General features: G+C 70.8%; 23 protein-coding genes, 1 pseudogene and 1 riboswitch. Of the genes and pseudogenes, 10 read left to right on the forward strand and 14 right to left on the reverse strand.

Going from position 1 to position 17,211, the window contains the following annotated elements:
• Window positions 1–52: 52 nt before the first annotated feature.
• The 7 genes from OTB19_RS09445 to rpsB all read right to left on the reverse strand — a co-directional run bounded on the left by OTB19_RS09445 (window position 53) and on the right by rpsB (window position 7,181).
• The gene (locus tag OTB19_RS09445) at window positions 53–1,156 is read right to left on the reverse strand and encodes a thiamine ABC transporter substrate-binding protein (RefSeq protein WP_267797585.1); all 1,104 of its coding nucleotides are present in this window, start codon (window positions 1,154–1,156) and stop codon (window positions 53–55) included.
• 84 nt (window positions 1,157–1,240) lie between these two features.
• Window positions 1,241–1,349, reverse strand: a riboswitch (TPP riboswitch).
• 58 nt (window positions 1,350–1,407) lie between these two features.
• Window positions 1,408–2,520, reverse strand: coding sequence for a 23S rRNA (adenine(2503)-C(2))-methyltransferase RlmN (gene rlmN / locus OTB19_RS09450; RefSeq protein ID WP_150517606.1), 1,113 nt, complete (start codon window positions 2,518–2,520; stop codon window positions 1,408–1,410).
• A 74-nt stretch (window positions 2,521–2,594) separates the two neighbouring features.
• Complete coding sequence (locus OTB19_RS09455; RefSeq protein ID WP_267797586.1) at window positions 2,595–3,671, reverse strand: phosphatidate cytidylyltransferase; 1,077 nt, start codon at window positions 3,669–3,671, stop codon at window positions 2,595–2,597.
• Window positions 3,671–4,228: a ribosome recycling factor gene (gene frr, locus OTB19_RS09460; RefSeq protein WP_053675274.1), complete on the reverse strand. Its 558-nt coding sequence runs from the start codon at window positions 4,226–4,228 to the stop codon at window positions 3,671–3,673. The genes OTB19_RS09455 and frr overlap by 1 nt, the downstream gene beginning before the upstream one ends.
• Window positions 4,229–4,313: 85 nt before the next feature.
• On the reverse strand, window positions 4,314–5,093 hold the full coding sequence (gene pyrH / locus OTB19_RS09465; RefSeq protein ID WP_267797587.1) for a UMP kinase: 780 nt from the start codon (window positions 5,091–5,093) through the stop codon (window positions 4,314–4,316).
• A gap of 162 nt (window positions 5,094–5,255) precedes the next feature.
• On the reverse strand, window positions 5,256–6,092 hold the full coding sequence (gene tsf, locus OTB19_RS09470) for a translation elongation factor Ts (RefSeq protein ID WP_053675167.1): 837 nt from the start codon (window positions 6,090–6,092) through the stop codon (window positions 5,256–5,258).
• Window positions 6,093–6,227: 135 nt separating this feature from the next.
• On the reverse strand, window positions 6,228–7,181 hold the full coding sequence (gene rpsB / locus OTB19_RS09475) for a 30S ribosomal protein S2 (protein WP_267797588.1): 954 nt from the start codon (window positions 7,179–7,181) through the stop codon (window positions 6,228–6,230).
• A 251-nt stretch (window positions 7,182–7,432) separates the two neighbouring features.
• On the opposite strand from rpsB, the gene OTB19_RS09480 reads away from it, so the two are divergent.
• Window positions 7,433–7,894, forward strand: a complete 462-nt coding sequence (locus OTB19_RS09480) for a M23 family metallopeptidase (protein ID WP_267797589.1) — start codon at window positions 7,433–7,435, stop codon at window positions 7,892–7,894.
• Window positions 7,895–7,947: 53 nt separating this feature from the next.
• On the opposite strand, the gene OTB19_RS09485 is transcribed toward OTB19_RS09480, so the two are convergent.
• From OTB19_RS09485 to OTB19_RS09510, 7 genes and pseudogenes are all read right to left on the reverse strand, one after another.
• A complete protein-coding gene (locus OTB19_RS09485; protein ID WP_053675163.1) occupies window positions 7,948–8,505 on the reverse strand; it encodes a TetR/AcrR family transcriptional regulator in 558 nt (185 codons plus the stop codon).
• A 61-nt stretch (window positions 8,506–8,566) separates the two neighbouring features.
• Window positions 8,567–9,403 carry an RNA polymerase sigma factor WhiG gene (whiG, locus tag OTB19_RS09490; protein ID WP_267797590.1) on the reverse strand — a complete coding sequence of 279 codons (837 nt, stop codon included), beginning with the start codon at window positions 9,401–9,403 and terminating at the stop codon, window positions 8,567–8,569.
• Window positions 9,404–9,612: 209 nt separating this feature from the next.
• Entirely contained in the window at window positions 9,613–10,794 is a 1,182-nt protein-coding gene (gene dprA / locus OTB19_RS09495) for a DNA-processing protein DprA (protein ID WP_267797591.1), read from the reverse strand.
• Window positions 10,791–11,981, reverse strand: a complete 1,191-nt coding sequence (locus tag OTB19_RS09500; RefSeq protein ID WP_420716816.1) for a YifB family Mg chelatase-like AAA ATPase — start codon at window positions 11,979–11,981, stop codon at window positions 10,791–10,793. Before OTB19_RS09500 ends, dprA begins: the two co-directional genes overlap by 4 nt.
• Window positions 11,979–12,173 (reverse strand): annotated as a pseudogene (locus OTB19_RS43575) (magnesium chelatase domain-containing protein); the annotation flags it as partial. The gene OTB19_RS09500 and the pseudogene OTB19_RS43575, both read right to left, overlap by 3 nt.
• Window positions 12,174–12,217: 44 nt before the next feature.
• Complete coding sequence (locus OTB19_RS09505; protein ID WP_267797593.1) at window positions 12,218–12,481, reverse strand: hypothetical protein; 264 nt, start codon at window positions 12,479–12,481, stop codon at window positions 12,218–12,220.
• A 189-nt stretch (window positions 12,482–12,670) separates the two neighbouring features.
• Window positions 12,671–13,069, reverse strand: a complete 399-nt coding sequence (locus OTB19_RS09510) for a hypothetical protein (RefSeq protein ID WP_267797594.1) — start codon at window positions 13,067–13,069, stop codon at window positions 12,671–12,673.
• A gap of 274 nt (window positions 13,070–13,343) precedes the next feature.
• Between OTB19_RS09510 and OTB19_RS09515 the strand changes: the two genes are divergently transcribed.
• From OTB19_RS09515 to OTB19_RS09555, 9 genes are all read left to right on the forward strand, one after another.
• Entirely contained in the window at window positions 13,344–13,637 is a 294-nt protein-coding gene (locus OTB19_RS09515) for a helix-turn-helix domain-containing protein (RefSeq protein ID WP_267797595.1), read from the forward strand.
• Entirely contained in the window at window positions 13,634–13,819 is a 186-nt protein-coding gene (locus OTB19_RS09520; protein ID WP_267797596.1) for a hypothetical protein, read from the forward strand. The genes OTB19_RS09515 and OTB19_RS09520 overlap by 4 nt, the downstream gene beginning before the upstream one ends.
• Window positions 13,820–13,902: 83 nt before the next feature.
• Entirely contained in the window at window positions 13,903–14,355 is a 453-nt protein-coding gene (locus tag OTB19_RS09525; RefSeq protein WP_267797597.1) for a DUF6197 family protein, read from the forward strand.
• A complete protein-coding gene (locus OTB19_RS09530) occupies window positions 14,352–14,825 on the forward strand; it encodes a hypothetical protein (RefSeq protein WP_267797598.1) in 474 nt (157 codons plus the stop codon). Before OTB19_RS09525 ends, OTB19_RS09530 begins: the two co-directional genes overlap by 4 nt.
• Complete coding sequence (locus OTB19_RS09535; protein WP_267797599.1) at window positions 14,822–15,163, forward strand: hypothetical protein; 342 nt, start codon at window positions 14,822–14,824, stop codon at window positions 15,161–15,163. The genes OTB19_RS09530 and OTB19_RS09535 overlap by 4 nt, the downstream gene beginning before the upstream one ends.
• Window positions 15,160–15,306, forward strand: a complete 147-nt coding sequence (locus OTB19_RS09540; RefSeq protein WP_267797600.1) for a hypothetical protein — start codon at window positions 15,160–15,162, stop codon at window positions 15,304–15,306. Before OTB19_RS09535 ends, OTB19_RS09540 begins: the two co-directional genes overlap by 4 nt.
• Window positions 15,307–15,526: 220 nt before the next feature.
• Window positions 15,527–15,901, forward strand: coding sequence for a hypothetical protein (locus tag OTB19_RS09545; protein ID WP_267797601.1), 375 nt, complete (start codon window positions 15,527–15,529; stop codon window positions 15,899–15,901).
• Window positions 15,902–15,943: 42 nt separating this feature from the next.
• Window positions 15,944–16,933, forward strand: coding sequence for a hypothetical protein (locus OTB19_RS09550; RefSeq protein WP_267797602.1), 990 nt, complete (start codon window positions 15,944–15,946; stop codon window positions 16,931–16,933).
• A 12-nt stretch (window positions 16,934–16,945) separates the two neighbouring features.
• A complete protein-coding gene (locus OTB19_RS09555; protein ID WP_267797603.1) occupies window positions 16,946–17,206 on the forward strand; it encodes a hypothetical protein in 261 nt (86 codons plus the stop codon).
• The last annotated feature ends 5 nt before the right edge of the window (window positions 17,207–17,211 follow it).

A 17,211-nucleotide genomic window follows, 5' to 3' on the forward strand; every position in this document is an offset into this window, starting at 1 on the left:
AGGCCCAGCCTGACCAGCGTGGCCCGCGTCCCCTCCTTCGGGCTCACCCGTCCTACTTCACGGCGAGCGAGGACCATGCCTTGACCCACTGCTCACGGTTCTTGGCGATGGTCTCCGGCGCGACGTTCTCCGGCTTCTCGATCACCACACCGTGCTTCGTGAAGAGCTCCGGCAGCGCCGCGTTCTTGACGACCGGGTTCACGAACATGTTCAGGGGCATGTCTTCCTGGAACTTCTTGCTGATCAGGAAGTCGAGGAGGGCCTTGCCCCCCTCCTCGTTCTTCGCGCCCTTCAGCAGGCCCGCGAACTCGATCTGGCGGAAGCAGGTGCCGGTGGAGACACCCGTCGGGGCCTCGGCCGGCTTCGGCTCGCCGTACAGCACCTCGACCGGCGGGCTGGAGGCGTAGGAGACGACCAGCGGGCGGTCGCCCTTGGCCTTCTTGCCGCCCGCGGAGCCGGAGAACCGCTCGTTGTAGGCCTGCTCCCAGCCGTCGACGACCTCGACGCCGTTGGCCTTCAGCTTGGTCCAGTAGTCCTTCCAGCCGTCCTCGCCGTACTTGCCGACGGAGGCGAGCAGGAATCCGAGACCGGGCGAGGAGGTCGCGGCGTTCTCGGTGACCAGCAGGTCCTTGTACTCCGGCTTGATCAGGTCGTCCAGCGTCTGCGGCGGGGCGATCTTCTTGTCGGCGAAGTACTTCTTGTCGTAGTTGACGCAGATGTCGCCGGAGTCGATCGGGGTGACCCGGTGCTCCTTGTCGAGCACGAACTCGGGCTTGACCTCCGCCAGGCCCTTGGCCTCGTACGCGGTGAAGATGCCGTTGTCGAGGGCGCGCGACAGGAGGGTGTTGTCCACGCCGAAGAAGACGTCGCCGCGCGGGGAGCCCTTCGTGAGGATCTCCTGGTTCAGGGCGGCGCCGGCGTCCCCGGACTTCAGCTTCTTGACCGTGTAGCCGCTCTGCTGCTCGAACTCCTTGAGGACCGCGTCGCTGACGTTGAAGGAGTCGTGGGAGACGAGCGTGACGGTCTTGGACTTGGGGGCGTCGCTCGCGCCCGCCGACGGCTTGTCCTTGGTCCCGCCGTCGCCGCAGGCGCTGAGGGTGCCGACGCCGAGCGCAGCCACGAGCGCGAGGCCCGCGTACTTCCTGGTGGTGCTCACTGGTGAATTCCTCCTGGGATGTCCAGGAGAAGACGCGGCCCTGCCCGGCGCTCTGTGGAGCGGACGCCGGGCAGGGCGCAACAGCTTGAGTGGTGACCGAACTTCCTACCCCGAATGACCGGGGCGAGGTTCAGAGGGTCTGCGGTGACGGTTACCGCACTCTCAGCGCTGTGGCGCTCCCCTGTCGGAATATGAAATTTGTTCGGCCACAGAGTACCCCGTGGCCGAATGTGACCGGCTGGAAACGGAACCTAGCGCTCCGAAGCGGCCAGCTGGCCGCACGCGCCGTCGATCTCCTGACCGCGGGTGTCCCGTACGGTCACCGGCACCCCGTGGCGGGCGATGGCCTCCACGAAGGCCTTCTCGTCCTCGGGACGCGAGGCCGTCCACTTCGAGCCGGGCGTCGGGTTCAGCGGGATCAGGTTGACGTGCACGCGCTTGCCCTTGAGGAGCTTGCCGAGCAGGTCACCACGCCAGGCCTGGTCGTTGATGTCGCGGATCAGGGCGTACTCGATGGAGATGCGACGGCCGGACTTCTCCGCGTACTCCCAGGCGGCGCCCAGCACCTCGCGGACGTTCCAGCGGGTGTTCACGGGGACGAGGGTGTCGCGCAGTTCGTCGTCCGGAGCGTGCAGCGACACGGCGAGACGGCACTTGAAGCCCTCGTCGGCGAACCGCAGCATGGCCGGGACCAAACCGACGGTGGAAACGGTGATGCCGCGCTGGGACAGCCCCAGACCGTCGGGCTCCGGGTCGGTCAGCCGACGGATGGCGCCGACGACCCGGTTGTAGTTGGCCAGCGGCTCGCCCATGCCCATGAAGACGATGTTGGACAGCCGCGCCGGCCCACCGGGGACCTCGCCGTCGCGCAGCGCGCGCATGCCGTCCACGATCTGGTGCACGATCTCGGCCGTGGACAGGTTGCGGTCCAGACCCGCCTGGCCGGTGGCGCAGAACGGGCAGTTCATCCCGCAGCCCGCCTGCGAGGAGATGCACATGGTGACCCGGTCCGGGTAGCGCATCAGCACGGACTCGACGAGCGTGCCGTCGTGCAGCTTCCACAGGGTCTTGCGCGTGGTGTCGTCATCGCACGAGATGTGCCGCAGGACGTTCATCAGGTCCGGCAGCAGCTCTTGGCGGAGCTTCTCCCGCGAGGCGGCCGGGATGTCCGTCCACTCCGCCGGGTCGTGCGCGTACCGCGCGAAGTAGTGCTGGGAGAGCTGCTTGGCCCGGAACGGCTTCTCGCCGATCGCGGCGACCGCCTCGCGGCGCTCGGCCGGGGTCATGTCGGCGAGGTGCCGGGGCGGCTTCTTCACCCCGCGAGGGGCGACGAAAGTGAGCTCTCCCGGAACAGGGCGGGCCATGGCAGGTACTCCTCGTAAGACGAAAGGCGCGCCGCAGAAGCAGCACGCCTTTCAAGAGTAACCGGAGGCCGGTGTCAGCCGGTGCCGACGAAAGCGGCCAGCAGCAGCCACACCACCGGAGCGGTCGGCAGCAGGGAGTCGAGCCGGTCCATGATCCCGCCGTGTCCCGGGAGCAGGGTCCCCATGTCCTTGATGCCCAGGTCCCGCTTGATCATCGACTCGCCGAGGTCGCCCATCGTGGCACTGACCGCGACGGCCAGCCCCAGCAGCAGGCCCTGCCACCAGACCCCGCCGTCGACCAGGAACTCCATGCACAGCGCGCCGGCCGCCATCGCGAAGGCCACCGCCCCGAAGAGCCCCTCCCGGGTCTTCCCGGGGCTGATGCGCGGCGCGAGCTTGGTCTTGCCGAAGCGCCAGCCCACCGCGTAGGCACCCGTGTCACTGACCACGGTCAGGACCAGGAACGTCACCACCCGCTGCGGACCGTCGTCGGCGGCGAGCAGCATCGTGACGAAGGTCGCCAGGAAGGGTACGTAGAACGCCGCGAAGACACCCGCCGTGACGTCCTTGAGGTAGTCCTCGGGCGGCTCGGTCATCCGCCAGACCAGGACCGCGAGCGCGGTCAGGGCCATGGCGACCCAGGCTCCCTCGGCACCCCGGACGTACCCGGCGATGATCATGGCGGCGCCACCGACCGCGAGCGGGACGAGCGGCGCCTTGATGCCCTTCTTCTCCTGGAGCCGGGAGGTGAGCTCCCACAACCCCACGACGACCGCGACGACGACGACGCCGACGAAGACCGCCTTGACGATGAAGAGGGAAGCGAAGATCACCGCACCGAGGCCGACGCCGACCCCTATGGCGGCACGCAGATCCCGCCCCGCACGCTTCTTCTGCGGTGGGGGCGAGGGGTCCTGCGGTGCCTGCGAGGGCGGAGGCGGGGGGCTGGGCATGGGCTCCTGCGGCGGCGTCTCGTCGCGGAAGAGGGGGCCGCCTGCGGCGGCGGCCCCCCGATCGCGTGCTTCCCGGTCGTCGAAGTCACGGCCGGCGGCATCGGGCACGATGGGCATGGGCCGAGTCTGCGGGCCCGCCTGCGCATCGTATGCGGGACCCGCCGGAACCGGCTCCGGCTGCCAGGAAGAGTCGTTCATCAGACTTCGAGGAGCTCGGCTTCCTTGTGCTTCAGCAGCTCGTCCACCTGCGCGACGTACTTCGCGGTGGTGTCGTCGAGCTCCTTCTCGGCGCGGCGCACCTCGTCCTCGCCGGCTTCCTTGTCCTTGACGAGCTTGTCGAGGGCGTCCTTGGCCTTGCGACGCACGGCGCGGATGGAGACCTTGGAGTCCTCGGCCTTGGTGCGCGCGACCTTGACGTACTCCTTGCGGCGCTCCTGCGTCAGCTCGGGGAAGGTCACCCGGATGATGCGGCCGTCGTTGCTCGGGTTGACCCCGAGGTCGGAGTCGCGGATGGCCTGCTCGATGTTGCGCAGCGCGGACGCGTCGAAGGGCGTCACGACCGCCATGCGCGGCTCGGGCACCGCGAAGGAGGCGAGCTGGTTGATGGGCGTGATGGCGCCGTAGTACTCCGCCACGATCTTGTTGAACATCGCCGGGTGCGCACGTCCCGTGCGAATCGCGGCGAAGTCTTCCTTGGCGACGACGACGGCCTTCTCCATCTTCTCCTCGGCCTCGAGGAGGATTTCTTCGATCACCACGTGCTCCTGCATGTCAGATATGGATGGTTCAGGCGGGCGGGGCGGGCCGGTCCGCAGCGTGCGTGGACCGGCGATGCGGAGGTCAGACCCGGGTGCCCTGGTCGCTCACGAGCGTGCCGATCTTCTCACCCTTGACGGCGCGGGCGATATTGCCCTCGGCGAGCAGTTCGAAGACCAGGATCGGCAGCTTGTTGTCGCGGCAGAGCGTGATCGCCGTGGCGTCGGCGACCTTGAGGTCCCGGGACAGCACCTCGCTGTACTCCAGCGCGTCGAACTTCACCGCGTCCGGATTGGCCTTCGGGTCGGAGTCGTAGACCCCGTCGACACCGTTCTTGCCCATGAGCAGGGCTTCGGCGTCGATCTCCAGGGCGCGCTGGGCCGCCGTGGTGTCGGTGGAGAAGTACGGCATGCCCATGCCGGCGCCGAAGATGACGACGCGCCCCTTCTCCAGGTGCCTCACGGCACGCAGCGGGATGTACGGCTCCGCGACCTGGCCCATGGTGATGGCGGTCTGGACGCGGCTGTCGATGCCTTCCTTCTCCAGGAAGTCCTGGAGGGCGAGGCAGTTCATGACGGTGCCGAGCATGCCCATGTAGTCGGACCGCGCACGGTCCATGCCACGCTGCTGCAGCTCGGCGCCGCGGAAGAAGTTGCCGCCGCCGATGACGATCGCGATCTCCGCGCCGTCTCGGACAACGGCCGCGATCTCGCGGGCGATGGCGTGCACGACGTCAGGGTCGACACCCAGTCCGCCGCCGCCGGAGAAGGCCTCACCGGACAGCTTCAGCATGAAGCGCCGGCCCTTCTTCTCGTGGTCGCTCTTGTCGTCGGAAGCGGTGTGGGTGTCCACGCCCTGATTCATGGAGATCTCCTCGTGCACATACGAAGAAGGCCATTGCCGGTGGGTCCTCGCGGTTCCCTCTACGGCAATGGCCTCCTCGTCAGATCTGCGGTCGTCCTGCGCAAGCGTGGACGACTGCTTCAGACCCTACCGGGGTCCGGTGTCCGTCGCGTACGGACGGACTCAGATGCCGACCTTGATGCGGCTGAAGCGCACCAGGGTGACACCGGCCTCGTCCAGAACCTTCTGGACGGACTTCTTGTTGTCCAGCGCGTACGGCTGGCCGAGCAGGGTGGCTTCCTTGAAGAAGCCGTTGACGCGACCCTCGACGATCTTGGCGATGGCAGCCTCGGGCTTGCCCTCCGCACGGGTGATCTCCTCGGCGACGCGACGCTCGGACTCGACCTTCTCGGCCGGCACGTCTTCCTTGGCGAGGTACTGCGGGGCGAACGCGGCGATGTGCTGCGCGACGCCGCGAGCGACCTCGGCGTTCTCCTTGTCGAGCTCGACAAGGACGCCGATCTGGAACGGCAGGTCGGGCATCGTGCGGTGCATGTACGCCGAGACGTAACCGCCGGTGAACTGCGCGAAGCGGTCCAGGACGATCTTCTCGCCGAGGTTGGCGTTGGCCTCGTCCACGAACGCCTGGACGGTCTTGCCGGGAGCGATCTCGGACGCGAGCAGCGCCTCGAGGTCGGCCGGGGACGTCGCGGCGATGTGGGCGGCCAGCTCGTTGGTGACGGCCTGGAACTTGTCGCCCTTGGCGACGAAGTCCGTCTCGCACTTCAGCTCGACGAGGACACCGGAGGTGTTGTCGTCGGCGATCAGGGAGGCGACGGCACCGTTCTCGGCAGAACGGCCCTCGCGCTTGGCGACGCCCTTCTGACCCTTGATGCGGAGCGCCTCGATGGCCTTGTCGACGTCGCCGTCGGACTCGACCAGTGCGTTCTTGCAGTCCATCATGCCGACGCCGGTGAGCTCGCGGAGCTTCTTGACGTCAGCGGCGGTGTAGTTCGCCATGAGTCTGTGATTCTCTCTCGAAGTCGTAGATCTACGGGTGAACGGCGGAGGAGTCGCGCTTGTGGCGCGGCTCCCCCGCCGTCATCGTCCGTGCTGCGAGTGCCCGGCGCGTGAACGCCGGGCGCTCTCAGTGGGTCAGGCCTGCTCGGCGTCGGCGGCCGGGGCCTCGACAGCCTCGGCGTCGGCGGCCGGGGCCTCGACAGCCTCGGCGTCGGCGGCCGGGGCCTCGGCGGCCGGAGCCTCGACGGCCTCGGCAGCGGGGGCCTCGGCAGCGGCCTCGGCCGGAGCGGCCTCGGCGTCGTCAGCCTTCTTCTCGCCCTCGAGGAGGTCGCGCTCCCACTCGGCGAGCGGCTCGGCGGCGGCCTTCTCGCCCGGCTTCGAGTCGCCGGTCGCAGCGCCGGAGCGGGCGATGAGGCCCTCGGCGACGGCGTCGGCGATCACGCGGGTGAGCAGGGTGACGGAGCGGATCGCGTCGTCGTTGCCCGGGATCTTGTAGTCGACCTCGTCGGGGTCGCAGTTGGTGTCGAGGATCGCGACGACCGGGATGTGGAGCTTGCGCGCCTCACCGACGGCGATGTGCTCCTTCTTGGTGTCGACGATCCAGACGGCGCTGGGAACCTTCGACATCTCACGGATACCACCGAGGGTCTTCTCCAGCTTGATCTTCTCGCGAGAGAGGACCAGGAGCTCCTTCTTGGTGAGACCCGAGGCCGCGACGTCCTCGAAGTCGATCGCCTCAAGCTCCTTCAGACGCTGAAGGCGCTTGTAGACGGTCGAGAAGTTGGTGAGCATGCCACCCAGCCACCGCTGGTTGACGTACGGCATGCCGACGCGGGTCGCCTGCTCGGCGATGGCTTCCTGAGCCTGCTTCTTGGTACCGACGAACATGATGGAGCCACCGTGCGCGACGGTCTCCTTCACGAACTCGTAGGCGCGGTCGATGTACGACAGCGACTGGAGCAGGTCGATGATGTAGATGCCGTTGCGCTCCGTGAAGATGAAGCGCTTCATCTTCGGGTTCCAGCGGCGGGTCTGGTGACCGAAGTGGACGCCGCTTTCCAGCAGCTCCCGCATCGTTACGACGGCCATGGCCATCTCCTTGTTTTCTCGGTTTGGTTCCTGACGCCCCGCCGCGCCCTGCCCCCTGAGAGGGGACCGAGAGACGCTTTCACGTGGCCTGACCGGCCGGTGCTGGGGCGTGCGAAGTCGACCCGGTGACCCGGATCGCCACAAGAAGTGTACGGGACTCGGCGGTATGCCGGGTGACGCGATTGTCCACACCGGCCCGGCCGTCCACAGGCCCCGGCGGGGCCGGTGGGGAGCGCGGCACGCTGGCCCGTATGACGACACTGCTGCTGACACTGCTGCTCGCGCTGTCCCAGGCGTTCACCTCGGGAGTGCGCCCGCTGCCGCCCCCGCTGGTCGTGGCCCGCTGGTGGGACCCGCCCCCGACCCCGTACGCCGCCGGACACCGGGGCGTGGACCTGGCGGCGCCGGTGGGCGCGGAGATCAGGGCGCCGGGCCCCGGTCGGGTCCACCACGCGGGGCCGGTGGCGGGGCGGGGAGTCCTCTCGCTCACGCTCCCGGGCGGGCTGCGCACGACGTACGAGCCGGTCCGCCCGCTCGTCGTCGAGGGCGAGGAGGTCGTGGCGGGGCAGGTGGTGGCGGTCCTCACCGAGGGCGCGCACTGTCCGCGGCCCTGCCTGCACTGGGGTCTCCTGGCCGGCGAGACCTACCTCAACCCCCTGGGGCTGCTCCCCCGCCCGACCCCCCGGCTGCTTCCCGGTCCCGGTCGGCAGTGACGCTCCGGCGGTGACGTGCCGGCCGCGACCGGGGGTCGCGCGCCCGCAGGGTCTCAGCCCCGGACGCCCCGCAGTGCCATGGCGACGGCGGCGTCCGTGATCACGACCGGGTCCTCCGCGGCGCCCAGCTCGATGCGTCGGACGGCCGCGTCCACGACGCCCTGGAGCAGCATCGCCGCGAGGCGCGGTTCGGCGTGCCCGAGGCCCGCGAGCGCCTCGACGATCATCGCGACCAGCCCGCCGTGCGCGGCGCGGATCTTCTCCCGCGCGCCGGCGTCCAGCTCGCTCGCCGAGATCGCGACGACCGCGCGGTGCCGCCGGTCTCCCACGAGCCCCAGCTGACTGCGGACGTAGGCCTCGATCTTGGCCTCCGGCGACTCGGCGGAGGCCATGGCCGCCTCGATCTCGGCGGCCCACACGGGGAAGTCCACCGCGCACAGCTCTTCGACGACGGCCGCGCGCGACCGGAAGTACTCGTAGACGGACGACCGGGCGAGACCGGTCCGCTCCGCCAGGGCGGGGAAGGTCAGCGCCTCCGTACCGCCTTCGGACAGCAGGGAACGCGCGGCGTCCAACAGGGCGCCGCGCTGCATCGACCGGTGCTCGGCCACGGAGGCCGCTCGAATCCTGGGCACACGACCACTCTACGGACGTCCCGCAAGGGCCGGCCCGTCAGCGCCCCACATCCGCCAGCTTCGCCCGAAGCTGGAGGACCGACTTGGTGTGGATTTGACTGACCCGGCTCTCGGTGACGCCCAGGACGTTGCCGATCTCCGCGAGCGTGAGTCCCTCGTAGTAGTAGAGGGTCACGACGGTCTTCTCCCTGTCCGGGAGGGTGTTGATGGCCCTGGCCAGCAGCCTGCGCAGTTCGCGGTCCTCGGCGACGGCGACCGGGTTGTCCGCGGCGTGGTCCTCCAGGGTGTCCATCAGGGAGAGTCGGTCGCCGCCCTCCCCGCCCACGTGGAGGAGTTCCTCCAGGGCGACCACGTTGGCGAGGGACAACTGACTGAAGACGGTGTGGAGTTCCTCGACGGCGATGCCCATCTCGCCCGCGACCTCGTGTTCGGTCGGGGTGCGCCGCAGCTGGGCCTCCAGCGTGGCGTAGGCCCGCTCGACGGCCCGCGCCTTCTGCCGGACGGAACGCGGGATCCAGTCGAGGGCCCGGAGTTCGTCGATCATCGCGCCGCGGATGCGGGTGATGGCGTAGGTCTCGAACTTGATGGACCGTTCGATGTCGAACTTCTCGATGGCGTCGATCAGTCCGAAGACGCCCGAGGAGACGAAGTCGGCCTGTTCCACATTGGGCGGGAGGCCGACGCTGACCCGGCCCGCGACGTACTTGACCAGCGGCGAGTAGTGCAGGATCAGCTGCTCCCGCAGCCGCTCGTCACCGGACTCCTTGTACGAGCGCCACAGCACCTCCAGGGACGAGGGCGCGGTGGACCGCACGCTGCCGCGGGCAGCGGGGGGCACCGCAGCGCGGTCAGACCCTGAGGTGTGCTGGGGCATGCTTCGCCTTTGCCGGAGCCGGATTGGTGGGGAGCGTAGCGTGACGGAAGTGTCGCGGTGCGCGAAGAGTACGGGATCCCGCGCGGCCGTCGGGGCGCCCCGACCGGCACGGGCGGCTCCGGACCGGCGCCTCGCGCACGGTCCCGACGACTGCCAACCGGAACACCGCGTCTCTCATCGGCTTCACTCTTTCACCGGAACGCCCCAGGTCAATGACCGCCTCGCCGGGTGGCGTCGGTTTGTGCGCCTCCTCTCGACCTCCGCATGGTCAACCGCCAGCCGTCGCCCTGCCGTTCGACGAACCCCAGAGAGTGAAGTTCGTACAGTCTGCCGATGACTTCATCGGTGCCGGCGCCCGCGGCGACGGCGACCTCCTCCGCCGGCACGGGCCGATCCGCCGGCAGGGCTTCGAGCACCCGTGAGGCGCCCGGGTCCAGCAGGTCCCGGGCGAGCACGGGCCCGCGCCGCTCGGGGGCCAGTTCACCCATCCCTCCGACCAGCTCGATCACCTCGGCGGCGTCCGTGACGAGCACCGCCTCGCCGCGCAGCAGTTCGTGGACCCCCGCGGAGAGTCCGCTGGTGGCCGGGCCGGGGGTGCCCATGGTGAACCGGCCGAGCGCCTGGGCCCGCCGGGCGGTGACCAGTGAGCCGCTGCGGTGGGCCGCCTCGATGACGACCGTGCCCCGTGTGAGGGCGGCGATGACCCTGTTGCGCAGCACGAACCTGCTCGGGGTGGGATGACTGCCGGGCGGCAGCTCCCCCAGGATCAGTCCTTGGCCGGCGATCCGGCCGAGGAGCCCGGCGTGCCCCTTGGGGTACGCCACGTCCACCCCGCAGGCCAGCACCGCGGCCGTGGCCCCGCCCGAGGCGAGGGCTCCGCGATGGGCCGAGCCGTCGATGCCGTACGCCGCACCGGAGACGACGACCCAGCCGCGCTCGGCGAGCCCGGCCGCCAGGGTCTGCGCCATGTGGGCCCCGTACGGGGTGCAGGCGCGGGCCCCGACCACGGCGACGGAGCGCAGCGCCCAGGTCCGCAGGTCCGGTCCGCCCCGCAGCCAGAGCCCCACGGGCCGCGCGTCGCCGAGGTCGTCCAGCTGGGTCGGCCACTGCGCCGAGCCCGGGCAGACGAACCGCACGCCCGCCGCGGCGGCGGTCTCCAGGTCCCGCAGGGGCTCGGCCAGGGCGGCCCGTCTGCGGTATCCGGCGAGCCGCTCGGGCCCCACCCCGGCCGGCGCCGAGGTCCCCGGCTCGGGGTCGGTGAGGTGTCGCAGGAGTTCCACGGCGCCCAGCTCCCGGAGCAGGCGCCCGCCCTGCGCGTCCCCCGGTTCCAGGACCCGGGTCAGGGCGGCCCGCGCCACCGTCTCCGCCTGGGCTTCCGTCTCCCCGGTCATGACGCGACCCCCGCCGCCCCCATGATCCGCGTCGCCCCGCGCGCGATCCCGGTCCGCAGTTCCAGCGCGACGGCCACGTCCGCCGCCTCGGGGCGGTCCCGGCCCCGCAGGTCGGCGACGGTCCAGGCGACCCGGAGCACCCGGTCCAGCCCCCGCGCCGTCAACAGGCCGCGTTCCAGGTCCCGCTCGGCCTGCACGAGCGCGCCCGGCGCGGCCTGCCAGCGGGTGCGGAGCTGGTGACCGGGTACCTCGGAGTTGAGCCGCCAGGGGGTCTCGGCGAGCCGGGTGGCGGCGCGGTCCCGGGCCTCCTCCACCCGGGCGGCTACCACCGCGCTGGACTCGCCCCGGCCCGACCCCCCGAGGAGGTCGCGGCGGCTGACCGGTTCGACCTCGACCCGCAGGTCGACCCGGTCGAGCAACGGTCCGGAGAGCCTGGCCTGGTAGCGCCGGATCACCGAGGACGGGCATTCACAGCCGCCGCCCTGCACGGTGTGCCGCCCGCAGGGGCACGGGTTGGCGGCGAGCACCATCAGGAACCCGGCCGGCATCCTTACCACTCCGGCGGCCCTGGCGATGACCACGTGCCCCGCCTCCAGCGGCTGGCGCAGGGCGTCGAGCGCCTTGACCCCGAACTCGGCGGCCTCGTCCAGGAAGAGCACTCCGCGGTGGGCCAGGGACACCGCCCCCGGCCTGGGCACCCCGGCCCCGCCGCCGACCAACGACTGCATGGTCGCGGAGTGGTGGGGCGCGCAGTACGGGGGCCTGGCGACGAGCGGTTCGCCGGGCGGGAGGATTCCCGCGACCGAGTGGACGGCCGTCACCTCCAGGGAGTCCTGTCGGGTGAGCGGCGGCAGGATCCAGGGCAGCCGCTCGGCGAGCATCGTCTTGCCCGCGCCCGGGGGTCCGCTGAGGAACAGGTGGTGTCCGCCGGAGGCCGCCACCTCCAGGGCCCGGCGGGCGGCGTGCTGTCCGGCGACGTCCGCCAGGTCGGGATGATCGGAGCCGTCCCCGCCGGCGCGGGAGATCCCGCTGCCGAGTCCGGCGCCCGGCACGAGCAGCCCGGCCAGCATGGGATCGGGCCGACCGGCCGGCTCCGGCTCCTCCTCGGGCACCTCCCCGTCGGTGAGCACGGCGATCAGTTGGCGCAGGCTGCCCACGCCGAGGACGGAGACGTCCGGGACGAGCATGGCCTCGGCCGCGCATTGTCGGGGCACCACCACCTGTCGGTAGCCGGCCTCGGCGGCGGCGAGCACGGCCGGGAGGATCCCGCGGACGGGGCGCACCCGGCCGTCGAGCCCCAGTTCCCCGATGAGGACGAGGTCGGCGATCACCTCCGGTTCGACCACCTCGGCGGCACCGAGCACGGCCGCCGCCACGGCGAGGTCGAAGGCTCACGAAAGGCAGTTCTAGGTATGGAGAGTGGCTACACCTCGGGCCGAGACCGCGGTTCGTCGTCGAGCGGGTTATAGAGGACAGCCATTCCCACCCGCGTCGCGTGCGCCAGGTGGTCCGTCAGCTCCTTGGCGAGCTGCTCCGTCCCGTGGTCCGGGTGCAGAGCGAGGACGGTGCGGCCCCGCACCTGGACCGGGACCATCGCGTGGCCGTCGGGTACGAGGGGGGAGACGATCACCTCGGCCTCGACCGGGCGTGGGCGCGGACGCCCCAGGTTGCTGTCACTGTCAGCCATGCGACCCCCTTGGCGCTGCCTGCATCACAATCCGTGCGCGTGTTCGATCTCCAGCGCAGACGCAGGCTATCGGACTATCTCGCCCCCAGGCGGTCCGAGTAATGGTGCCGCATTGAACAGGTTCTGACTACACCGAGCACGCCATGATCACGCTGAGTGGCATTGCTGGCCAGAGGTGCAGCTCGGGCCCTATTCCTGTCGGGCGATCGATTCGATGAGTCGATGGAGCTGCTCACGCTGAGTGGGCGTCAGAGCTTCTACTCCTTGAACCAGCGCGCGCGCCTCGCCGGACGCGGACCACTCCACGTCGATACCGAAGTACTCGGCGCCGGCCGCATCCTGCGCCCGCCCGAGCGGCACATCGAGGCCGACGGCGAGACCCCGGAGCATCGCGTAGTCGGGGATCTGAACGGGGAGGTCCGTCGCCAGGCGGTGAAGCCAGCTCGCCTTGATCGTCTGCTCCCCGGTCTCGGGGTCAATGCATCGCGCGGCGAGTCGCTCATAGCCCACGCCCAGCGCGGCCTTCCGCTCGCGCACGAGATCCCTGAGCTGGGTCCGCCCAGTGGGGGAACGATCTTGTGCAGCCATGAGGGTCATCTTGCCACTCCGAGTCTGGTCATGGGCCGTGGGGTGTCCATGCGACCAGTGAGGCGGTCCACCTATACCCCCATGTGGCGGGGGGTCTGCCACCCCACTCGCTGGACAGAGTGTCCATGCAGTGCAACGGCGCACGCTAGGGCGCAGAGCCGATGTTGGCCAAATCAACACTCACCATCCAAGTGCATGGACGAACCGTCCAAGCTATGCAATGCTTCATCCATCCAAGCAGTGCAACGAAACACTGCACGAGATGGACGGCCCCGTGACTGACCTCAACGCCATTCCGCTTTTCCGGCTCGTAGACCGGGACCTCCTGGCCAAGCTCATGAAGCGCACCGGCACCGGTGCCGCAATGAGTGTCCGGGAGCTCGCCGCCGAGGCCGGCGTCACGCGCAGCACCGTCGGCAATCTGCTCTCCGGTGGGCAGGTGTCCGTGTTCTATCCGACGGCCTGTCAGATCGCCGATGCCATCGGCGTAGATGTCCTGATCCTGTTCACCCCTACGGGGCGCGCCACCCGGCACCCCGGCCGCAGCCGGCTGGAGGCGACGGTATGACCGCCCCTTTCAGCCGAGCCGCCGCCAGGAACCGGCTGGGGCCAACCGCCGTCGAGGCGATCCGCGACCTCGTGGCCGCTGCCCCGCCGCTGACCGCCGAGCAGCGGCAGCAGATTCAGGCGGTGTTCGAGTCGGCTCGTCCGACGGCCCCCGTGTCGCCGGCCCTGCAGACCGCCGCCTGACCCACATGCGTGAGGGCTGCTCCGACTTCCCGGCCTGAGCAGCCCCCCGGACGACCTCACTCAGCAGAGAAGAGAGGTACACCGTGAACCCCACCCTACCGACCATCCCGCCCGACGACGCGCCCGTGGTCAAGCTGCCGGCTGCCCTGCGTGTACAGGAGCTCGGCCACATCGCGGCCACCGTCGAGGAGACCGTCCGGACGGCGGCCTGGATCCTCCGGACCCGCGGGCACTGGCAGCACGGATCCGTGCCGGACGCCGCCGACCGCGAGATGTGTATCCCGCACGCCCTGCGCCCCATGTCCATCACCGCCGCCATCAAATGCGCCACGACCGGGGACCCTCGCGACACCTGTGTCCTCGCGGACAACGTGATCGTCATCCTCGCGACGTCCCTGGGCGGTGCCCTCAGCCGCGGTGGGATCTTCGACTTGGAGGAGCACATCGACGCGTGGGGCGACATGCCCGCACGGTCGACCGACGACGCCGTCGAGCTGCTGGAGCGCCTGGCGGCCACGCTGGAGCGTGCCGCATGAGCGCCCGCCGCGCCGAATTCATCGCCGGCCTGCGAGCCTTCACGGACTGGCTGGAGAGCAACCCGCAGGTACAGGCCCCGGCCTCCCAGAACATGCGGTTGCCTCTCCGCCGCAATGCCGACGTCGAGTCCTTCGCCCATCGCCACGGGCTGGAGGTCGCCTACGACGACGAAGGTAACGCGTCGACCGCCATGGCCTTCGGCCCGCTCACCTACCGGGCTTTCGGATACGTCGACTTCGACGCGCACTGCGCCGCTGCGGACGAGCGGCTGGCACGCGAGTGGGCGGCACAGAACGGCCTGCAGATCACCGAGCCGCCCGCCCGCGCCGGGCTGACCGAGGCCGAGCTGAGCGCCACTGCGGACGGCACGTACCGGTGTGTCTGCGGGCACTGGGACAACGTTCACGGCCCGCACTGCTACGCCGAGAGCTGCCGGTGCGGCAGCTTCGAGCACCGGAGCGCCCGATGACGGGCGAGCTGGCTTTATGCGCGCTGGCCGTGATCTGGCTGGTCTTCCACGCCGTGGCCCACCTGGCGACTCGGCGGGTGGAGGCACTCGTGCCCCCGCCCCTGGTCGTCGAGGTCCCGCAGCACCCGAGCTACTCGGCCCACCCGGGAGCCGGCCGTCACCGCCGGGACGCCGGGGCGCCGGACGCCTGGCTCGCCTGCCACGCCCTCGCCTGCGCCCACCTGACCCGGCCCCACACCCGCACCCCTGCCGGCCTCGTCTGCGACGAGTGCGGCACCACCACCCCGGGAGAACCCTTGACCACCGTCGACGAGCCGAGACAGCCGGACATCGGATGAGCACCGCGCTGCTCCTCCTGGTCATCTTCGCGAGCGGCGTGCTCGCCTGGCTCCTCGGTCTGGTCATCGTCCTGGCCCTCGCGGCCCGGGCGGTGGCCGCCGGGTGGCGGGCCGCGCGCCTGCGGGTCTCCCGCTCCTCGTGAGCCGGCCCCGCGCCTGTGAGTCGCTGGCCGTACCGCACGGCCCGGGCCCCGCCCGGCTGTACCCGTGCGGCTGGCGCTGCTCCCTGCACACCCCGAACGCCATGGCCGGGCGCCCCGAGTCGCCGCCCGGCCCCGGCTGGCCCGCCGGCTCGTACCTGACCCGGCCAGCACCCACCGAAGTCCCCACATCGTCCCGCCCGCACCAGTGACCGGAGGCACCATGCCCTCTCCGACTCCCCTCGACGTCGCCCGCCGCGCCCTGTCGCCCGCCGGCCTCGGAAGTCGCCCCTCCCGCGCAGCCTTCGAGCAGGGCATCCGCACCAGCGGCATGACCCCGCACACGCGGCTGGTCGCGCTCACGCTCTGCACGTTCGCCTCCCTCTCGGGCGACATTTCCCGCGACGACCAGCCCGGCCTGCACGGCCTGGTCGCCTCCACCGGCCTGACGGCGGGCCAGGTCGCCGTGCAGATCCGAATCCTCGAAGAGCGCGGGTGGGTGGCCCGCCTCCACGGCACCGGCCACAAGTACGAGACGGCCGTGCTGCGCCTGGCCGTACCGCGGTACGCCACCGTCCCCAGGGTTCCCCGCAACTGAGCACCGCCGCCAACCCGTTCGACCTCGACCCGAGAGGCCACCGTGCACGACCAGGAGCAGCCCGAACCCGCCCGCGGAAGCGTGCCTCTCGACTTCCGCAACGCGCTGTTCTGGCGCTGGACGCGCGATCTACCCCGACCCTTGCGCGGCGGCTTCCTGAAGGTCTTGTACGCGCTCGGCACGGCCGCCAACTCGCGTGGAGAGATGCGGTTCCGCGACGGCAAGGAGATCCGGATCCAGGACATCGCCAAGGGCGCTGCAACGGACGAGAAGGACTGCCGCCGCTACATCAACGCCGCGATCGCGGCGGGGGTGGTGGGGGTGGCCGGGGCCCGTGGCCGGGGGAAGCCGACCGTCTACCAGCTGCTCGTCAGCCCCCGACCGGACTGGACCGCGGCCGTCGCATCCCTGGCCGAGAGCCTGCCCGTGAAGAAGAAGCCGCCCAAGCCGGCGCCTTGGCAGGACGACCCGGAGTTCGGGGGACCGCCCCCTGAACCCGACGCCCAGAGTTCGGGGGACCATCCCCCGAACTTTCCCGAGCAAAGTTCGGGGGACCGTCCCCCGTTGGGGTTCGGGGGACCATCCCCCGTTGAGTTCGGGGGACCGTCCCCGGAACAACCCAGGGTTACCCAGGTACTACCCCAGGAATCGGCTGCTGTTGTTGACCAGCTCTCCCCTGGGGGCCCCTCCCCTGGTGAGGACGGCCCGGCAGACGCCGACCCACCGCCGGGCGCCTGGCCGCCACGCCTGACGCTCACGACGCAGCAGCGACGCGACGCCCGAGCCGCCGAGGCCAAAGCCAAAAGCGCCGGCAACAAGGGCCAGATGCCGCTCCTGCTGTCGGTACGCGACCCCGAGCACGTGGCGACCGTGGCCGAGGTCCGCGCGGCCGCCGAGGGCCATCCCGAGATCGTCCTGCGCGCCATCCGGGACCTGGGCGTGCGAGGCGCCGTGACCCTGTACGGCCACCGCCTGGTCCACCCGCACCTCACCGACGAATCCGAACCCGACACCGACACCAGACCCGCCTGAAAGGCCCTCACCGTGCCGCTGCTCACTGCAGACCTCGTCATCTCCTCGGACATCTCCGACCTCGTGGACGGCCCGTACGCCCGCCACCCCAAGACCTACCGCCCGGCCCCGCACCCGGCGCACGAGGCCGCCCAGGCCCTCGCCGCCGAGGGCGAGCACGTGCACGTGGTGGTCGACGGGGGCGTGCACTGCGCCGGCACCCGCTGCGCCGCCGGGCACGTCCACGTCCACCAGGTCGACACCGCGATCCTGCGCTGCGCCGCCGGCTGCTGACCAAT

It is taken from the genome of Streptomyces sp. H27-H5, from assembly GCF_026627505.1.
Taxonomy (GTDB): domain Bacteria; phylum Actinomycetota; class Actinomycetes; order Streptomycetales; family Streptomycetaceae; genus Streptomyces.